At 63.5% G+C, this 16,389-nt stretch carries 15 protein-coding genes; 14 read left to right on the plus strand and 1 reads right to left on the minus strand.

Features of this window, described 5'->3' with window-relative positions; all coding sequences use genetic code 11:
- The first annotated feature begins 68 nt into the window (after window positions 1-68).
- From GT613_RS00920 to GT613_RS00980, 13 genes are all read left to right on the plus strand, one after another.
- Entirely contained in the window at window positions 69-971 is a 903-nt protein-coding gene (locus tag GT613_RS00920) for a homocysteine S-methyltransferase family protein (protein WP_114516370.1), read from the plus strand.
- Between the two features lies 1 nt (window position 972).
- On the plus strand, window positions 973-1,239 hold the full coding sequence (locus tag GT613_RS00925) for a hypothetical protein (RefSeq protein WP_009306693.1): 267 nt from the start codon (window positions 973-975) through the stop codon (window positions 1,237-1,239).
- Between the two features lie 376 nt (window positions 1,240-1,615).
- Window positions 1,616-3,943 carry an anaerobic ribonucleoside triphosphate reductase gene (locus GT613_RS00930; RefSeq protein ID WP_015761255.1) on the plus strand — a complete coding sequence of 776 codons (2,328 nt, stop codon included), beginning with the start codon at window positions 1,616-1,618 and terminating at the stop codon, window positions 3,941-3,943.
- A gap of 10 nt (window positions 3,944-3,953) precedes the next feature.
- Window positions 3,954-4,499 carry an anaerobic ribonucleoside-triphosphate reductase activating protein gene (nrdG, locus tag GT613_RS00935; protein ID WP_114516376.1) on the plus strand — a complete coding sequence of 182 codons (546 nt, stop codon included), beginning with the start codon at window positions 3,954-3,956 and terminating at the stop codon, window positions 4,497-4,499.
- A 53-nt stretch (window positions 4,500-4,552) separates the two neighbouring features.
- Window positions 4,553-5,518 carry a mechanosensitive ion channel family protein gene (locus GT613_RS00940; protein WP_161172467.1) on the plus strand — a complete coding sequence of 322 codons (966 nt, stop codon included), beginning with the start codon at window positions 4,553-4,555 and terminating at the stop codon, window positions 5,516-5,518.
- Window positions 5,515-6,597 carry a DUF2804 domain-containing protein gene (locus GT613_RS00945; protein WP_114516369.1) on the plus strand — a complete coding sequence of 361 codons (1,083 nt, stop codon included), beginning with the start codon at window positions 5,515-5,517 and terminating at the stop codon, window positions 6,595-6,597. Before GT613_RS00940 ends, GT613_RS00945 begins: the two co-directional genes overlap by 4 nt.
- A gap of 697 nt (window positions 6,598-7,294) precedes the next feature.
- Window positions 7,295-8,212 (plus strand): substrate-binding domain-containing protein, encoded by a 918-nt coding sequence (locus GT613_RS00950; RefSeq protein WP_114516368.1) that lies wholly within the window; start codon window positions 7,295-7,297, stop codon window positions 8,210-8,212.
- Window positions 8,213-8,239: 27 nt separating this feature from the next.
- Window positions 8,240-9,112: a phosphate ABC transporter permease subunit PstC gene (gene pstC / locus GT613_RS00955; RefSeq protein WP_114516367.1), complete on the plus strand. Its 873-nt coding sequence runs from the start codon at window positions 8,240-8,242 to the stop codon at window positions 9,110-9,112.
- Window positions 9,112-10,080, plus strand: coding sequence for a phosphate ABC transporter permease PstA (gene pstA / locus GT613_RS00960; protein ID WP_114516366.1), 969 nt, complete (start codon window positions 9,112-9,114; stop codon window positions 10,078-10,080). The genes pstC and pstA overlap by 1 nt, the downstream gene beginning before the upstream one ends.
- Window positions 10,081-10,201: 121 nt before the next feature.
- A complete protein-coding gene (pstB, locus tag GT613_RS00965) occupies window positions 10,202-10,942 on the plus strand; it encodes a phosphate ABC transporter ATP-binding protein PstB (RefSeq protein WP_217309376.1) in 741 nt (246 codons plus the stop codon).
- Between the two features lie 210 nt (window positions 10,943-11,152).
- Complete coding sequence (locus GT613_RS00970; RefSeq protein WP_009306684.1) at window positions 11,153-11,845, plus strand: response regulator transcription factor; 693 nt, start codon at window positions 11,153-11,155, stop codon at window positions 11,843-11,845.
- Between the two features lie 8 nt (window positions 11,846-11,853).
- Complete coding sequence (locus tag GT613_RS00975) at window positions 11,854-13,260, plus strand: ATP-binding protein (RefSeq protein WP_009306683.1); 1,407 nt, start codon at window positions 11,854-11,856, stop codon at window positions 13,258-13,260.
- Window positions 13,261-13,440: 180 nt separating this feature from the next.
- Window positions 13,441-15,192, plus strand: coding sequence for a sensor domain-containing diguanylate cyclase (locus GT613_RS00980; RefSeq protein WP_114516364.1), 1,752 nt, complete (start codon window positions 13,441-13,443; stop codon window positions 15,190-15,192).
- On the opposite strand, the gene GT613_RS15720 is transcribed toward GT613_RS00980, so the two are convergent.
- Window positions 15,171-15,545 carry a helix-turn-helix transcriptional regulator gene (locus GT613_RS15720; RefSeq protein ID WP_306798120.1) on the minus strand — a complete coding sequence of 125 codons (375 nt, stop codon included), beginning with the start codon at window positions 15,543-15,545 and terminating at the stop codon, window positions 15,171-15,173. The genes GT613_RS00980 and GT613_RS15720 overlap by 22 nt on opposite strands.
- Between GT613_RS15720 and GT613_RS00990 the strand changes: the two genes are divergently transcribed.
- A complete protein-coding gene (locus tag GT613_RS00990) occupies window positions 15,486-16,364 on the plus strand; it encodes a MarR family winged helix-turn-helix transcriptional regulator (RefSeq protein WP_114516363.1) in 879 nt (292 codons plus the stop codon). The genes GT613_RS15720 and GT613_RS00990 overlap by 60 nt on opposite strands.
- The last annotated feature ends 25 nt before the right edge of the window (window positions 16,365-16,389 follow it).

A 16,389-nucleotide genomic window follows, 5' to 3' on the forward strand; every position in this document is an offset into this window, starting at 1 on the left:
CGCATTTCGACGGTCGCATGTCGGGGCTCTTTTCGGTATCATGGATCACCTGACGAAAGGAACTCCCCATGCCCGATATCGCGCTTCGTTTTCACAAGGACATGCTCGTGCTGTCCTCGCCGGTTGCCGTTGTACTGGCCCGGCAAGGGTTCGACGTGGAACACGATCTCGAATTCGCCAACCTTGTGGAGCCGGAGGCGGTGCGCGATGCGCTGCGCCTCAACAAGATGGCAGGCGCCCAGTGCCTCGTGGCGAACACGGAAGGCATCGCGCCTGCTCGTCTGGCGCATCGCGGCATGGAGGACCGCGCGGCGGAGATCGTGCGCACGGGCTTGTCCCTGGCGCGCGAGCTGAAGTCCCAGCACGTGCTGGTGGAGATCGGCCCGTGCGGCCTCCCCCTCGATGCCGCTAGCAAAAGCTCGCTCAACGAGAACCGCGACCAGTACGCCCGTGCCGCCCGCGCCTGCGATGGCCAGGAGTTCGACGCGTTCTTCCTCAACGGGTTCGCCAACCCGGCCGACCTCAAGTGCGCGCTCATGGGCGTGCGCCAGGTGAGCGGCGCGCCGGTGTTCGCGTCGGTGGACGTGGATGCCGACGGCATGCTGGCCGACGGCCGGCACACGCTCGAGGATGCGCTCGCCGTCATGGTGGACTACGAGGCCAGCGTGGTCGGCTTCGCCACGGCGGCTCCGCTCGATGCGGCCGTGACGTTCGCTCGCCGCGCCAGCGGGGCGGGGCGGCTGCCGGTGCTGGCTCAGCTGATCGTGCGCGAGCATAATCCGAAGCAAGGCGACGCTACGCACGAGAACCCGTATTACTGCCCCGATGTGCTGGTAGGGGCGGCCGTGCAGCTGCGTGCGGCCGGAGCCCAGTTCCTGCGTGCGGCCGGTGCCGCCACGCCGGCCTATGCAGGCGCGCTCGCGGCGGCCAGCGAAGGGTTCGACGTTGTGCGCTCGGATGTGGAGGAGTAGCATGGCAGGCTCTAACACGGTGCGCAGCCCGCATTACGGAGCGCTGCAGGATGTGGTGGATTCGCTGTACCTCGGGCTGGGGCCGAAGGAGAAGCTCCGCCGCCTCGACATCGTCGTGGCCGCCGAGGCCGCCGATCTTCCCGACGACCTGGCCGAGATCGTCAACCTGCTGCCGCCCGGCAGCTACACGCGCCAGCGCCTATGCGACCAGCTGAACTCGGCTATCGGCGGGCATGCGTGGGGGCAGGTGTACGGCACCGTCCAATAGCGCGTGGGGCGAGGCTGCAGCGACCGGCAGGGGCATCGGTGCGAGCCCGTCGTTCGCGGTGCTCTTCTGGCGAAGCTGCTCCCCGCGTGCGCGCGTCGCCTCGGACGAGCTTTCAACGTTCGCCTGCATGCCCGTGGATATACTGTGAATCGCCCGCCGTATCCCGTGTGGGCGTTGAATCTCCATGGTTTTACCTCTTGCATGGTGGGCGCCGCGCGAGTACTATATGTTCACTTTCCTAACATCACCTACTACTACATATTGTGGAAAACATGGCGTAGATCGTGTGGAAACACTGCGCATAAACCAAGCGAAGCCACAGCTCGCAGCAGGAAAACGACGAAGCAAGAAGAAGCTCGAAGAGAGGATTGGCAGCATGGTCGAGACCATCATGAAGCGCGACGGCCGGACGGTGGAATTCAAGCAGGAGAAGATCGCCGAGGCGGTGGAGCGCGCTTTCCAGGCATGCGGGGCCATGCAGGATCGTGCGGCGGCCGAGGATATCGCGCAGCGCGTGGTGGACAAGCTGGAGAGCGGCGCCATCGAGGGCGCGCCCACGGTTGAGGGCGTGCAGGACCTCGTGGAGGAGACGCTCATCGAGTCCGGCTTCGTGCAGACGGCCAAGTCCTACATCCTGTACCGCGCCGAGCGCAGCCGCTCGCGCGACGTGAACAGCCGCCTCATCCAAACGCTCAAGGACATCACGTTCTCGAAGGCGTCGGACTCTGACATGAAGCGCGAGAACGCCAACATCGACGCCGACACCGCCATGGGCACCATGCTCAAGTACGGCTCGGAGTCGGCCAAGCAGTTCTATGAGATGTGCGTCATCGACCCGAAGTTCGCGCGAGCGCATCGTGAGGGCGACATCCACATCCACGACATGGACTTCTATACGCTCACTACCACATGCTGCCAGATCGAGCTGAAGAAGCTGTTCAAGGGCGGCTTCTCCACGGGTCACGGCGTGCTGCGCGAGCCCAACGACATCGCCAGCTACGCGGCGCTGGCCTGCATCGCCATCCAGAGCAACCAGAACGACCAGCACGGCGGCCAGGCTATCTGCGACTTCGACTACGGTCTGGCCGAGGGCGTGCGCAAGACGTACCGCCGCCTGTACAAGAAGCATCTGGCCGAAGCCGTCGATCTGCTGCTGGGCGATTCCGTGGACGACTCCCGCGCGTTCGCGCAGGACGCGCTCGCGCGCATCGAGGCGGAGACGGGCGTGTGGGCCAGCCTCGCCATGGACGAGGGCTTCGAGGCCGCCGTGCGCGCGGCGCTCGTGGAGGTCGGCGCCAGCGAGGAGGCCGCCGACAAGGCCGTGGCCTATGCGGCTAAGAACGCCCTGGGCGATACCGACCGCACGACGTTCCAGGCCATGGAGGCGCTCGTGCACAACCTGAACACCATGCACAGCCGCGCCGGCGCGCAGACGCCGTTCAGCTCGGTGAACTACGGCATGGACACCTCGCCCGAGGGTCGCATGGTGGTGAAGAACATGCTGCTGGCCACCGAGGAAGGCCTCGGCTCCGGCGAGACGCCCATCTTCCCCGTGCAGATCTTCCGCGTGAAGGAGGGCGTGAACTACAACCCCGAGGATCCGAACTACGACCTGTTCAAGCTGGCCATGCATTGCTCCGCGAAGCGCCTGTTCCCGAACTTCAGCTTCATCGACGCGCCGTTCAACGCGCAGTACTACAAGGGCACGCCCGAGACGGAGATCGCCTACATGGGCTGCCGTACGCGCGTCATGGGCAACGTGTACGATCCCGATCGCGAGATCGCTCCCGGCCGCGGCAACCTCAGCTTCACGTCCATCAACCTGCCGCGCCTGGCCATCCGCTCGAAGGGCGACCTCGATCTGTTCTTCGACCTCTTGGACGCGAAGCTTGCGCTGGCGGTGGGGCAGCTTGACGAGCGCTTCGAGATCCAGGCGCGCAAGCACGTGTACAACGCACCGTTCCTCATGGGCCAGGGCGTGTGGATCGATTCCGAGAAGCTGGCGCCTACCGACGAGCAGCGTGAGGTGCTGAAGCACGGCACGTTGTCGCTGGGCTTTATCGGCTTGGCCGAGACGCTGGTGGCGCTGACGGGCAAGCACCACGGCGAGTCGAAGGCTTCGCAGAACCTGGGCCTCGAGATCATCGGCCATATGCGCAGCTACCTCGACCGCCTGTCGCAGGAGCGCGGGCTGAACTACGGCCTCATCGCCACGCCGGCCGAAGGCCTGTCCGGCCGCTTCGTGCGTATGGACCGTGAGCGCTACGGGTCCATCCCCGGCATCACCGATCGCGACTACTACACGAACGGCTTCCACGTGCCGGTGTACTACGACATCAGCGCCTTCGACAAGATCGAGATCGAGGCGCCGTACCATGCGCTGACGAATGCGGGCCATATCTCCTACGTGGAGCTGGACGGCGACCCCAGCGAGAACCTCGAGGCGTTCGAGGCCGTCATCCGGCACATGAAGGAGAGCGGCATCGGCTACGGTTCAGTGAACCATCCGGTGGATCGCGATCCCGTGTGCGGTTACAACGGCATCATCGGAGACGTGTGCCCCAAGTGCGGCCGCACCGAGGCGGAGCACGGCCAGTCGTTCGAGCGCATCCGCCGCATCACCGGTTACCTCGTGGGCACCCTCGACCGCTTCAACGATGCCAAGCGCGCCGAAGAAGGCGACCGCGTGAAGCATCAGATGTAACAGGTTGAACGTGACCTCTCCCGACACTATACGTCTTTACGGCACGGCTCCGGATTCCATCGTCGATGGGCCGGGGCTGCGCTATGCCGTGTTCGTGCAGGGCTGCTCGCACGGCTGTCCCGGGTGCCACAACCCCGACAGCCAGCCCTGCGCGGGCGGCACGGTGCGCGCCATCGCCGACGTGGTGGCGGAGATCGCTGCCAACAAGCTGGTGCAGGGCGTCACCATTTCGGGCGGCGAGCCGTTCGAGCAGGCCGCCGCGTGCGCCGCATTGGCGCGCCAAGTGCGCGAGCTGGGACTGGACGTGTGGACGTACTCGGGCTACCGCTACGAGCAGCTGGAGGAGGGCATCCCCGATCCGGCCGCGCGCGATCTGCTCGACCAGACCGACGTGCTGGTGGACGGCCCCTTCGTCCAGGCGCAACATTCCTACCAGCTTCCGTGGCGCGGCTCCCGCAACCAACGGTTGATTGACGTTCCCGCCACCCGGGCCCGCGGTCGCATCGTTTTGTGGGAAACTCACGAAGACTTCCCTGTAAAGCCCCCATCGTGGTGAGGCGCCGTCTCCTTTCCTTGGCGACGGTATGGTCGACATGGTAGGATAACGGCATGGAACAGCTTCAAAACTACATCGACGCTATCGTGCGCACCGACTGGGTGACCACGGCCATCTCGGCGGTGGTCATTCTGGCGATCACGGCAGTCGTCGCGCGTCTGACGAGGCGCTTCCTGGGCCGCGTGCTTGCCATCAACGAAGAGCGCGATTTGCCCTCAAGCTCCATCTTCATCAACATCGCCCGCGGAGCCGTGTGGATCACCGGCGTGTGCATCATGCTGTCCACCTGCTTCCGCGTGGACGTGAGCGCCGCCATCACCGCGCTCGGCATCGGCGGCATCGCCATCTCGCTGGGCTTCCAGGACACGCTGTCGAACCTCATCGGAGGTTTGCAGGTCAGCCTGCTGCGCATCATCAAACCCGGCGACAACATCGAGGTGGGCTCGTCCACAGGCGTGGTGAAAGACATCACCTGGCGCCACACCACCATACGCAACGGCGCGGGCGAGGAAGTGCTCATCCCCAACTCCATCATCAGCAAAACCGCTCTCACGCACCTTCCGCCCACGAACCAAGTAAGCTTGGCCATCGTGGTCACCACGGAAGGCCAGCATCTCGACGAAGTGGCCGAGGCTATCGAGCGCAAGGCCGGCGAGGCGGCGGCCGGCATCGGCAAGGTGGTTAAACAGCCGAAGCTCACGTTCTCGGAGATCACCGCGCAGGGCTATGCGGGTTCCATCTCGTTCAGCATGGCCGACAGCCGTACCACGGGCCGTGCAACCGATGCGGTGCTGCGCGCCGTGGCGCCGCTGACCCGACCGGCGGCGCCCGAGCGCGCGGAGCAGGTGCTGGAGGAGGCGCAGCAGGAAGCCGAAGAGGCCGCTGCGCAGGAAGCCGCCGGCCATGCGCCGACCAAGCCGAAGCCTAAACCGAAGCCGACTCCCAAGCAGAAGCAGAGGCCGAGCTTCCGCAAGCGCATGGCGCGGGCGCTGCGGCTTGGGAAAGAGGAGCAATCGTGAGCGAGGAGGCGATGAAAACCATGTCCGAAACTCGTTTGACCGAAGGCCCGCTGCACCACCTCGACGGCAAGCTCGCCGAATGCGGATGGGCCACGTCGCTTCTGCGCGCGTACGATCGCGACCGTATCAAGGCGCCGAAGCGCCGCATCAAAGAATGGGACTACTACCTGGTGAACGACGACGAGTTCGCTGTGGCGCTGACCGTCGCCGATATGGGTTACGTGGGGCTCATCTCGGCATCGGTGATGGACTTCGCGCAGGCCACGTCGCATACGGCCAGCGTGATCTCGCCGTTTCCGATGGGGCGCTTCAAGCTGCCCGCCACCTCGGCCGAGGGCGTGACCTCCTTCGAGAACAACCGCGTATCGTTCCGCTTCGAGGTTGCCGGCGGCCAGCGCCGCCTCAACGTGTGGTTCGCGGGCTTCGACGGTGGCGACGATCTGACGTTCGAGGCCGTGCTGGACGAGGAGCCGCGCGATTCGATGGTGATCAGCACGCCATGGGCCGAAGACCCGCTCGCGTTCTACTACAACCAGAAGATCGTCGCCATGCAGGCGAGGGGCAGTTTCAAGAAGGGGCTTTTGGTGCACGGGTTCTGCCCCGAGAACTCGTTCGGCCTGCTGGACTGGGGGCGAGGCGTATGGACGCGCGACAACACGTGGTACTGGGCCGTGGCGCAGGGTTGGCAGGACGGTCGTCGCTTCGGCCTCAACCTGGGCTACGGGTTCGGCGACACGTCGGCGGCTTCCGAGAACATGGTGTTCATCGACGGTGCGGCGCACAAGCTGCACCGCGTGGACTTCGGCATCCCCCAAAAGACGGGCGGCGCGCACGCGAAGAAGACGGCCGATCGCTACCAGCTCATGCAGCCCTGGCATATGACCGACGACGAGGGACGGCTCGACCTCGTGTTCACACCGCTGCTCGACCGTGTGGACTGGATGGACTTCAAGCTGATCCGATCCGACCAGCACCAGGTGTTCGGCCGCTTCGACGGCACGGTGGTGCTCGACGACGGCTCCACGCTGCCCGTGGAGAACCTCCTCGGCTCCGCCGAGGTCATCCACAACGTGTACTGATCAAGCGCGGGACGGGCGCGCGAGAGCCGGGAATGAATCGGCGCGCGGGAGGCTGGGAAGGTTGCGTTCGAGCTTGCTTTTGCGCTGCCCGTTCGTATAATAGAGGCGAGCCGCAGGGAGCTGCTAACTCCCCACGGCTCTCGAATCGCTTCGGCGGTTTGGCTTCTTGTTACGGCTCCTTGTCCTTGCGGATCGGGAGCCGCTCCATTATCGCTGTCAAGAACCCCAGCAAACTGGAAGCGAACTCAAGGATCGCCGCTATCAAGGCCAAAACGGTCATGGCGTCCACCTCCCTCCTTCGGTCCCTCGCTCGGGAACATCGGGTGGAAAGGGGTGTGGTGCCGCGCCGCCTCTGCGCTTCGTACCTTCTAGTATTACGACCGCGTATCACGCGCAGATGGCGCGCATCCAGCGCGGATCTTCCTCGATCTCGTGCGCTTTCAACGCGCTTCCAACGCGGATTCCATATTTCTTGCCAGTGTTTCCAACACAGTTTGAGCGTACGCCTGGCGTAGGTCTTGCGTCGATCTAGCGCCGGCACGAAAAAGACGGCCTCACGAAACTTTACAGACTTTTGACCGGCATCCGACACGGTTCTGATGCTCCGTCTTCATCATGTTCCTTGCAGCGGGCCTCCGATGCCCGCGTTTCAGCGGAAAGCAATGCGCTCGCAAAGCGCATCGAAGGAAGGAAGAAGATGAAGAAGCGTTTGGCAATGGCGGTGAGTGCGGCGGTTCTGGCGCTGGGGCTGTTCGGGCTGTTCGGCTGTGCGTCGGGCAGCGGCGAGGGCGAAAGCGGCGCAACCGACGGAGGAGCGTCGGCTTCGACCAGCCCGTCCGGCAAGGTCTCGGTCTATTCGCGCGAGGACGGCTCCGGCACGCGGGGTGCGTTCATCGAGCTGTTCGGCATCGAGGAAAAGGATGCGAACGGGGACAAGGTTGATCTGACCATTCCCACGGCCGCCATCACGAACTCCACGTCCGTCATGATGACGTCCGTGGCGGGCGACGCGAACGCCATCGGCTACATATCGCTCGGTTCGCTGAACAACACGGTGAAGGCGCTCAACATCGACGGCGCCGAGGCTACGGCCGAGAACGTGAAGAGCGGCACGTACAAGGTGGCCCGTCCGTTCAATATCGTGACGAAGGACGGCGTGTCCGACGTGGCCCAGGACTTCATCGACTACATCATGAGTTCCGACGGTCAGAAGGTGGTCGAGGAGAACGGTTGCATCTCCGTTGCCGACGGCGCGGGCTCCTATAAGGCTTCCGGCAAGTCCGGCAAGATCGTCATCGCCGGCTCTTCGTCCGTGACCCCGGTCATGGAGAAGCTGGCCGAAGCGTACAAGGCTCTCAATCCCGACGTCGCCATCGAGGTCAACCAGTCCGACTCCACCACCGGCGTGAACATGGCCACCGAGGGAACCTGCGACATCGGCATGGTCTCCCGCGAGCTCAAAGACTCCGAGAACGGCGTGAAGGCCACGGTTATCGCACAGGACGGCATCGCGGTTATCGTGAACCCGGATGCCTCCGTTGACGGGCTCACCTCCGACCAGGTGAAGGGCATCTATACCGGCGAGCTGATCACGTGGGAAGAGGCGCTGGCCTAGGCCCGCGGCTGATAGAGTAGGATTCGCATGTCTCAACTTCACATCAAAGAGGGCATAGCGAAGGCGCTGTTCGTGGCCGCCGCGGGGATATCGGTTCTCGCGGTGGCTCTCATCTGCGTCTTTCTCTTCGCGAACGGCGTGCCGGCCCTCGCGCAGATCGGCCTTCCCGAGTTCCTCTTCGGCACCACGTGGCGTCCTGCCAACGATATCTACGGCATCTTCCCGATGATCGTGGGCAGCATCTACGTGACCGCCGGCGCAATGGTCGTGGGCGTGCCCACGGGCCTTTTGTGCGCCATCTTCCTGTCGCGGTTCGCCAGCGGGAAGATCGCTGCCGTGCTCAAGCCGGGCGTCGAGCTGCTGGCCGGCATCCCGTCGGTCGTCTACGGCTTTTTCGGCCTGGTGATCCTGGTGCCGTTCGTTCGCGCGAACACGCCGGACAACGTGACGGGCAACGGCCTGTCGCTGCTGGCGGCGTCTGTGCTCTTGGGCATCATGATCCTGCCTACTATCATCACGGTGGCGCAAAGCGCGCTGGACGCCGTTCCCAAGAAGTACTACGAAGGCTCCCTCGCGCTGGGCGCCGATCACGAGCGCTCGGTGTTCCGCGTCATCGTGCCGGCCGCGACCTCCGGCATCATGGCCAGCATCGTGCTGGGCGTGGGCCGTGCCATCGGCGAGACCATGGCCGTCATCATGGTGGCCGGCAACCAGGCCCTCATTCCCGAGAGCATCTTCAGCGGCGTGCGCACCATGACCGCGAACATCGTGTTGGAAATGGGCTACGCGGCCGACCTCCATCGCGGCGCGCTCGTGGCCACCGGCGTGGTGCTGTTCGTGTTCATCCTGCTTATCACCATGTTGTTCAACGTTATCAAGAAGCGGGGTGAGATGAGATAATGAGTCCCAAGCTGACGATCGCCTACGAATCGGCCGATGCCTCCCCGGCGCCCGCCGCCAACCCGGGCGATCGGATCGATGCGATGTTCGAAGCGGCGGAAGAGCGTCATCGCGCCGCACGCCGCGTGTTTTCCATGCTGCTGCGAGCGCTGGTGTATCTGGGCGCGCTGCTGACCACGGCGGTGCTGCTGTTCCTGGTGGGCTACATCCTGGTGAACGGCGTGCCGTACCTTACGCCCAGCCTGTTCGAGTGGGAGTACAACTCCACGAACGTCTCGCTTATGCCGGCGCTGGTGAACACGCTGCTGATGGCGGCCCTCTCGCTGCTCATGGCGGTGCCGGTGGGCGTGGGATCGGCCATCTACCTGGTGGAATACGCGCCGCGCGGCAGCCGTTTCGTAGCTGTCGTGCGCACCACCGCCGAGACGCTGCAGGGCATCCCGTCCATCATCTACGGCCTGTTCGGCATGCTGTTCTTCGTGACGGCGCTCCACTGGAACCTATCGCTCATGGCGGGCGCGTGCACGTTGGCCATCATGGTGCTGCCCGTGGTCATGCGCACCACCGAGGAGGCGCTGTTGGCCGTGCCCGACGCGTACCGCGAAGGCGGTTTCGGCCTGGGTGCGGGTCGTTTGCGCACGGTGTTTCGCTGCGTGCTGCCTTCGGCCGTGCCCGGCATTCTGGGCGGTGTGATACTGGCGCTCGGCCGGTGCGTGGGCGAGGTGGCCGCGCTCATTTTCACGGCCGGCTCCATCGCCCAGATCCCGAATTTCGCCGGTGAGGGTGCCATGGCGGTGTTCGATTCCGCCCGCACGCTGGCCGTGCACATGTACGCGCTGGCCAGCGAGGGCCTGCATGTGAACGAGACCTATGCAACGGCGGTGGTGCTGCTGGTCATGGTGGTGCTTCTGAACCTCCTGGCCACGTTCGCCGCCAAGAAGATGAACAAGGGAGGCACCGATGACTAACGTCACGCTCGAGAGAACCGCTCCGACCCAGAACGCCCCGGCTACCTATATGCCCCAGGCGCAGGGCCAGGCGGCCGACCGTCGCATCAAGGAGAAGGCGCCCGCCGACGCGCCCGTCAAGATGGGCGTGCGCAACCTCGATCTGTACTACAAGGATTTCCATGCGTTGAAGGGCATCGACCTTCAGTTCCCCGAGAACCAGGTGACGGCGCTCATCGGCCCGTCGGGCTGCGGCAAGTCCACGCTGCTGAAAAGCCTCAACCGCATGAACGACCTCGTGGAGGGCTGCCGCGTCGAGGGCGAGATCACGCTGGACGGCGAGGATGCGTACCGCTCCATCGACGTGAACAGCCTGCGCCGTCGCGTAGGCATGGTGTTTCAGCAGCCCAACCCCTTCCCGATGAGCGTGTACGACAACGTGGCGTTCGGCCCGCGCACGCACGGCATCAAGAAGCGCGAGGATCTGGACGCCATCGTGGAACAGAGCCTGCGCGACGCCGCCATCTGGGACGAGATGAAGGATCGTCTGAAGAAGAACGCGCTCGGGTTCTCCGGCGGCCAGCAGCAGCGCCTGTGCATCGCGCGCGCGTTGGCGGTGCGCCCGGAAGTGCTGCTGATGGACGAGGCCACCAGCGCGCTCGACCCCATCTCCACCGCCAAGATCGAGGATCTCGTGGGCGAGCTCAAGAGCAAGTACACGGTGATCATGGTGACGCACAACATGCTGCAGGCGCTGCGCGTGTCCGACAAGACCGCGTTCTTCCTGTTGGGCGAGATGGTGGAGGCCGGCTCCACCGACGACATCTTCACGAACCCGGCCGACCCCCGAACCGCCGACTACGTGGCGGGAAGGTTCGGCTAGGCCAGAGCGTTGTCATCCTGAGCGCAGCGCCGAAGGCGCGGAGCCGAAGGATCCCGTGCGGCGTCAGCTAGGAGGGTTCCGGCTGGCGCCGTGCGGGATCCTTTCGGCTTTACGCAAATTTGACGTTGCCGCAAGCCCGTGGTTTTTCCTCCTGCTTTACAATAGGTTCGACGGCGGCGAAAGCGCGCTGCCGGCCGAAAGGACCAACCCATGATCTACTACGTTGAAGACGATACCAACATCCGCGACCTCACGGTGTACGCTCTCAAGCAGGCCGGATTCGAGGCGGCGGGCTTCCCGGCGGCGGGCGAGTTCTTCGCCGCGTGCAAGGAGCGCCTCCCCGAGTTGGTGCTGCTCGACATCATGCTGCCGGAAATCGACGGGCTCGAGATCCTCCATATGCTGCGCGAGAACCCGGCGACCAAGCATCTGCCCGTGATGATGCTCACGGCCAAGGGCACCGAGTTCGACACGGTGAGCGGCCTCGATGCCGGCGCTGACGACTATCTGGCCAAGCCTTTCGGCATGATGGAGCTGGTCAGCCGCGTGAACGCGCTCATGCGCCGCGCGTCGGCGCCTCCCGTCATGGCCGACGACGAGCTGTCTTGCGGTCCTATCGAGCTATGCGTGTCGGCTCACACCGTGCAGGTGGGCGGCGAGCCCATCACGCTCACGCTCAAGGAGTTCGACCTGCTGCACACGCTGCTGCAGAACCAGGGGCACGTGCTGTCGCGCAGCCAACTGCTGGAAGACGTGTGGGGTATGACGTACGTGGGGGAGACGCGCACGGTGGATGTGCACGTGCAGACGCTGCGCCAGAAGCTGGCCGCGGCGCAAGAAGGGGCCGACGCCCTCGTTCGTACGGTGCGCGGCGTGGGCTACTGCATCAAACCCTCCTCGTGAGCGCGCGCATGAGCCCGACGCATTTCAAGGTTAAGAGCCTGTCCGGCAAGATTTTCACGAGCGTGCTCGCGTTCACGTTGGCCGTCATCGTTGCGCTGTCCGTGACGATGACCACCATCTACTACCTGTCTTACGAGCACGACGCTGAAACCGAGCTTGCGGCCAGTGCCCAGGATGCGGCGCGCTATCTGAACGCCACTCCGTCGTCCGAGAACGCTCCCGCGCTGAAAGAGCAGTTCAGCGGACTGACGCGCTACACGCTCATCGATGCGGACGGCACGGTGCTGTTCGACAGCGCCGCCGACACCGATGCCATGGACAACCACGCCGACCGCCCCGAGGTGCAGGAAGCGGCAGACATGGGCGAGGCCGTCACCATGCGCTACTCTGAAACGCTGGGCACCGACACCGTGTATGCGGCGGTGAAGCTGGACGACGGCAGTATCGTGCGCCTGTCCGAGACGCGGCATTCGCTGCTATCGTTCCTCAGCGAGATGCTCATGCCCGTGCTCATAGCGCTCATCGTGGCGGTGGCGCTCGTGTTCCTGCTGTCGAAGATACTTACGAGCCGGATCATGAAGCCCATCGACGCGCTCGATTTCGCGAACCCTTTGGACAATGAGATATACGAGGAGATGGACCCGCTGCTCATCCGGATCGACGAGCAACAGCGCCAGCTCAAGCAGCAGAACAGCGAGCTGGCCGAAGCCGAGAACATGCGCCGCGATTTCTCCAGCAACGTGAGCCATGAGATGAAGACGCCCCTGCAGGTGATATCGGGCTACGCCGAGCTCATGAAGAACGACATGGTGCAGCCCTCCGACCGCCAGAAGTTCGCCGCGCTCATCTACGACGAGGCGCAGACCATGCGCTCGCTGATCAACGACGTGCTGACGCTGTCGAAGCTTGACGAGTCGGCCTTCGAGAACGACGGTGCGACGGCCATTAACCTGTACGCGGTGGCGCAGCGCGTGGCCGGGAGGTTGTCCAGCTTCGCGGACGACCAGGGCGTGCGCGTGCGGGTGGAGGGCGCGTCGGCGTGCATCGCGGGCAGCGAGACGTTGGCCGAGGAGATGCTGTACAACCTCATCGAGAACGGCATCCGCTACAACCACGAAGGCGGCCTCGTCACCATGAAGGTGGGCTCCGAATGCGTGGAAGGCGGGCTCGCGAACGCCGCGTATCAGACGGTCGTGCGCGTCAGCGACACGGGACCGGGCATCCCGGCCGAGTTGCACGACAAGGTGTTCGAACGCTTCTTCCGCGTGGACAAGAGCCGCTCGAAGGAAACCGGAGGAACGGGACTGGGTCTGGCCATCGTCAAGCATGCGGTTATGTACCACGGAGGCGTTATCGAGGTGGAGAGCGCCGAAGGGCAGGGCACCACGTTCGTGCTGCGTTTTCCCAGCGCTTGACCTCTCGTCTACTATCGAGCATGCACGGCTTTTTGCGCCCTCTCCGGAGGGCGCTGCCGTTCTTCTGGAGCTTGCGATCGGGCGCGCACGTTACTGAGAATATCGCTATACTAGGACGCAATACCAGTAACCGCGAAGCGCAAACGCCGGCATGTCCGTTACCGTGAACGAAGGCTCTCCATGGCTGAATACAACGACGATCTGAACTATCCCGATCCGTTTTACATATCGGATATCGAGACGTACGAGCTTCTGCACGTGAACGAGGCGGGCCGCCGGCTTTTCAAGGTGCCGCTCGATGCCGATCTGGAGGGCTTCAAGTGCTACGAATTCCTGCAAGGGCGCGATGAGCCGTGTCCGTTCTGCACGAATCATCTGCTCAGCGTCGAGAAAAGCTACGTGTGGGAATTCACGAACCCTTTGACGAACCATCGCCATCTGCTGAACGATCGTCTGATCAACTGGGGCGGGAAGCTGGTTCGTCTTGAGGTGGGCTTCGACCTCACCGATCAAAAAGAAGAGGGTATGCGCTTTCGGAACCTGCATCGCAACGAGGAGGTCATCCTCGAGATCGCTAACGATCTGTATCGCGAGACCGATCCGGAGCGTGCGTCCGTGCGCATGCTCGAACGGTTGGGCGAGGAGCTTGGAGCTGAGCGCTCCTATCTGTTCTCGGCTCGCGGAGAGGGGTTCAGCAATACGCACGAGTGGTGTGCTGACGGCATATCCTCCCAGATCGAAAGCCTTCAGGATATGGACTACCGTTTGTTCGAGCGGTGGCTCGACCTGTTCGGTCGGGGGGAATGCGTGCTGATCGAGGATCTGGACGCCATCAAGGGCGTTGTCGATCCTCGGGAGTACGAAACGCTGCACGTGCAGGAGATCGCCAGTCTGGTCGTCGCACCCATCGAACGCGACGGGCGTCTCGTGGGCTTCCTCGGCATGGACAACCCTCCGGCCGACCAGATCCGCGACATCGCGCCGCTGCTGCGCACGTTGTGCTACTTCTACAGCATGACGTTGCAGCGTATCGAAAACGAGCGCCAGCTAGTGGCGATGAGCTACCACGATTCTCTGACCGGGCTGTACAATCGAAACCGCTACAACGAGGACGTGCGGCGCCTTGAGAAGCTGGCGCGCCCGTTCGGCGCGGTTTTTCTCGATGTCAACGGTATGAAGGAGATCAACGATCGCGGCGGCCATGCTGAAGGCGACCATCTGTTGCAAACATGCGCTCAGACGATGCAGCGCGTTCTCGGAGAGGTTGCGCGGCTGTACCGTGTGGGTGGTGACGAGTTCGTGGCCACGGTCGTGGATACCGACGAAGCGGGCTTTCGGTCGCTTGTGGGGCGGCTGCAGAAAGCGTTCGACGAAGTTCCGTCGTGCGAGGTGGCTATCGGCGCGCAATGGACGCCGCGATCGAGCGAGATCGATAGGACGTTGTTCGATGCAGACGAGGCGATGTACCGCGATAAGCGCCGTTTCTACCAGAACAGGAGCACGTCGGACGTAGCGCCTTCTCGACGTGTTCGCGGCGACCGCTTCGGCGAGTGCGAAAGGGCGAAGGCGCGAGATGTCGCGCAGGAAGGCACGCTCATGGAGCTGCTGGGCATCGGGTTCGCTCGTCATAGGTTGGATGAAGCTTTCACAACTCTCGAATCCAATGCTTGCTACAGTTTGGTGACGGGCGACGACGAGGAGGGGCGTCGAGCCGTCGGTGCGTTGGCCAAGGAGGCTCGCGAGGCGGGCGAGCGAGGCTTCGCCGGAACCGTGTGTGTGAATCGCGGCGGCGTTCCCGCACGGGTGCGAGTTTCAGGCGCTTTCGCAGAAGACGGGGCCGCGGGAGGTGCGGTGGCGCTCGCGTCCTATGTCGATGTCGAAGATGCGCTTGCGTCCATGGGAAAGGAAGCCTACAAGCCCTCGAACAGCTGACCCAGCGTCACGCCCAAGCCGAGCGCGACCTTCTCCATGAAGTCGATGGTGGCGTTGCGGTTGCCCGCCTCCACCTTGGCGAGGTACGACCGTCCTACACCCGTCATGAGCGCAAGCTGCTCCTGCGTCAGATTGCTCTCCTCGCGAAGCGCCCGGACGCGCTGTCCGACGTTTTTTCTCGTTGCGTGAGTCATAAACAAAGAGTACGGTCTTGTGCGGTATACTACGTGACCTATAGGGCACAATCTGCGAATGTGCCGAGTAGATGCAGGGAGGCATCGAGGGAGGCTCGCATGATCCAAGACGAAGTGCTGTTCACTTTGCAATTGGCTACCGTAGTGGTCGATCTGCATCGCCGTATCGGCGATTCGATTGCAGAGCTGTGCAAGGTGTCTTACCTAGAGTTCTGCCTACTGTCTTCGGTGCGATCCCATGGTGGTGCGATGCTGCTTGCCGATTTTTCTCGCAACGCGCTAGCAAGTGAGAACACTGTCGTAGTGGCAGCGAATGCGTTGTCGCGGGCGGGGCTCGTGAACAAAGGGCGTTGTGCGAGCGACGGTCGGCTGATCGTCCTCGAGGAGAATGTCGCCGGCGCTCGTACGCTCACGCGGGGGTACGAAGGCATATACCGAAATCTGCGATCGTCGGTGTGGGCGAACCATACCAACGAGGACATTGAAGAGATCATGAACTCCTTCCCGTCGGTGGCTGAAAAGCTTGGGGTGGACACGGTTGAGATCAACCGCTCATGCCATTCGGTTCTCACTCCGGCTTATCTCATGATCGTCGCGGCGTTGTTGCGGCGTTGGGCGCAGGTTGTCGTGCAATATGCTGGACTGTCGTTCGTCGAGTATCGATGCCTTGCCGTTTTGGAAACGCGGCCTTCGCCTTTGCCTTGCTCGGTTATCGCCGAGATTCTCATGCTCGAGCGAACCACGGTTTCTACGCTGGTGGCGAAGTTAGCTCGCAAAGGTCTGGTTTCATACGGCGTCGGAGTTGATCGTCGCCACAAGGCGATCAGTCTCACCGAGAAAGGCGAGGTGAGCGCCGCGTTGGTCACGGGCAAGCTGGGTCGCGTCACGGCCGAGCTGTATGCCGGCGTGGATGCTTCGCTCAAATCCAAAACGAACGAATTGCATATGCGCATGTACGCAACGTACTCCCGCGCATAGTATCGGTTTTATTTAGCCTGATCAA

Source organism: Eggerthella sp. BIOML-A4 (genome assembly GCF_009875575.1).
Classification (GTDB): Bacteria; Actinomycetota; Coriobacteriia; order Coriobacteriales; family Eggerthellaceae; genus Eggerthella; species Eggerthella lenta.

Bases quoted from the DNA above. Each gene is read 5' to 3' on its own strand.
- pstA (WP_114516366.1), top strand. From the start codon at position 9,112: ATGAGTCCCAAGCTGACGATCGCCTACGAATCGGCCGATGCCTCCCCG.
- GT613_RS00920 (WP_114516370.1), top strand. From the start codon at position 69: ATGCCCGATATCGCGCTTCGTTTTCACAAGGACATGCTCGTGCTGTCC.
- GT613_RS15720 (WP_306798120.1), bottom strand. From the start codon at position 15,545: ATGCAGATCGACCACTACGGTAGCCAATTGCAAAGTGAACAGCACTTC.
- pstB (WP_217309376.1), top strand. From the start codon at position 10,202: ATGGGCGTGCGCAACCTCGATCTGTACTACAAGGATTTCCATGCGTTG.
- GT613_RS00970 (WP_009306684.1), top strand. From the start codon at position 11,153: ATGATCTACTACGTTGAAGACGATACCAACATCCGCGACCTCACGGTG.
- GT613_RS00975 (WP_009306683.1), top strand. From the start codon at position 11,854: ATGAGCCCGACGCATTTCAAGGTTAAGAGCCTGTCCGGCAAGATTTTC.
- GT613_RS00980 (WP_114516364.1), top strand. From the start codon at position 13,441: ATGGCTGAATACAACGACGATCTGAACTATCCCGATCCGTTTTACATA.
- GT613_RS00930 (WP_015761255.1), top strand. From the start codon at position 1,616: ATGGTCGAGACCATCATGAAGCGCGACGGCCGGACGGTGGAATTCAAG.
- pstC (WP_114516367.1), top strand. From the start codon at position 8,240: ATGTCTCAACTTCACATCAAAGAGGGCATAGCGAAGGCGCTGTTCGTG.
- GT613_RS00990 (WP_114516363.1), top strand. From the start codon at position 15,486: ATGATCCAAGACGAAGTGCTGTTCACTTTGCAATTGGCTACCGTAGTG.
- GT613_RS00950 (WP_114516368.1), top strand. From the start codon at position 7,295: ATGAAGAAGCGTTTGGCAATGGCGGTGAGTGCGGCGGTTCTGGCGCTG.
- GT613_RS00925 (WP_009306693.1), top strand. From the start codon at position 973: ATGGCAGGCTCTAACACGGTGCGCAGCCCGCATTACGGAGCGCTGCAG.
- GT613_RS00940 (WP_161172467.1), top strand. From the start codon at position 4,553: ATGGAACAGCTTCAAAACTACATCGACGCTATCGTGCGCACCGACTGG.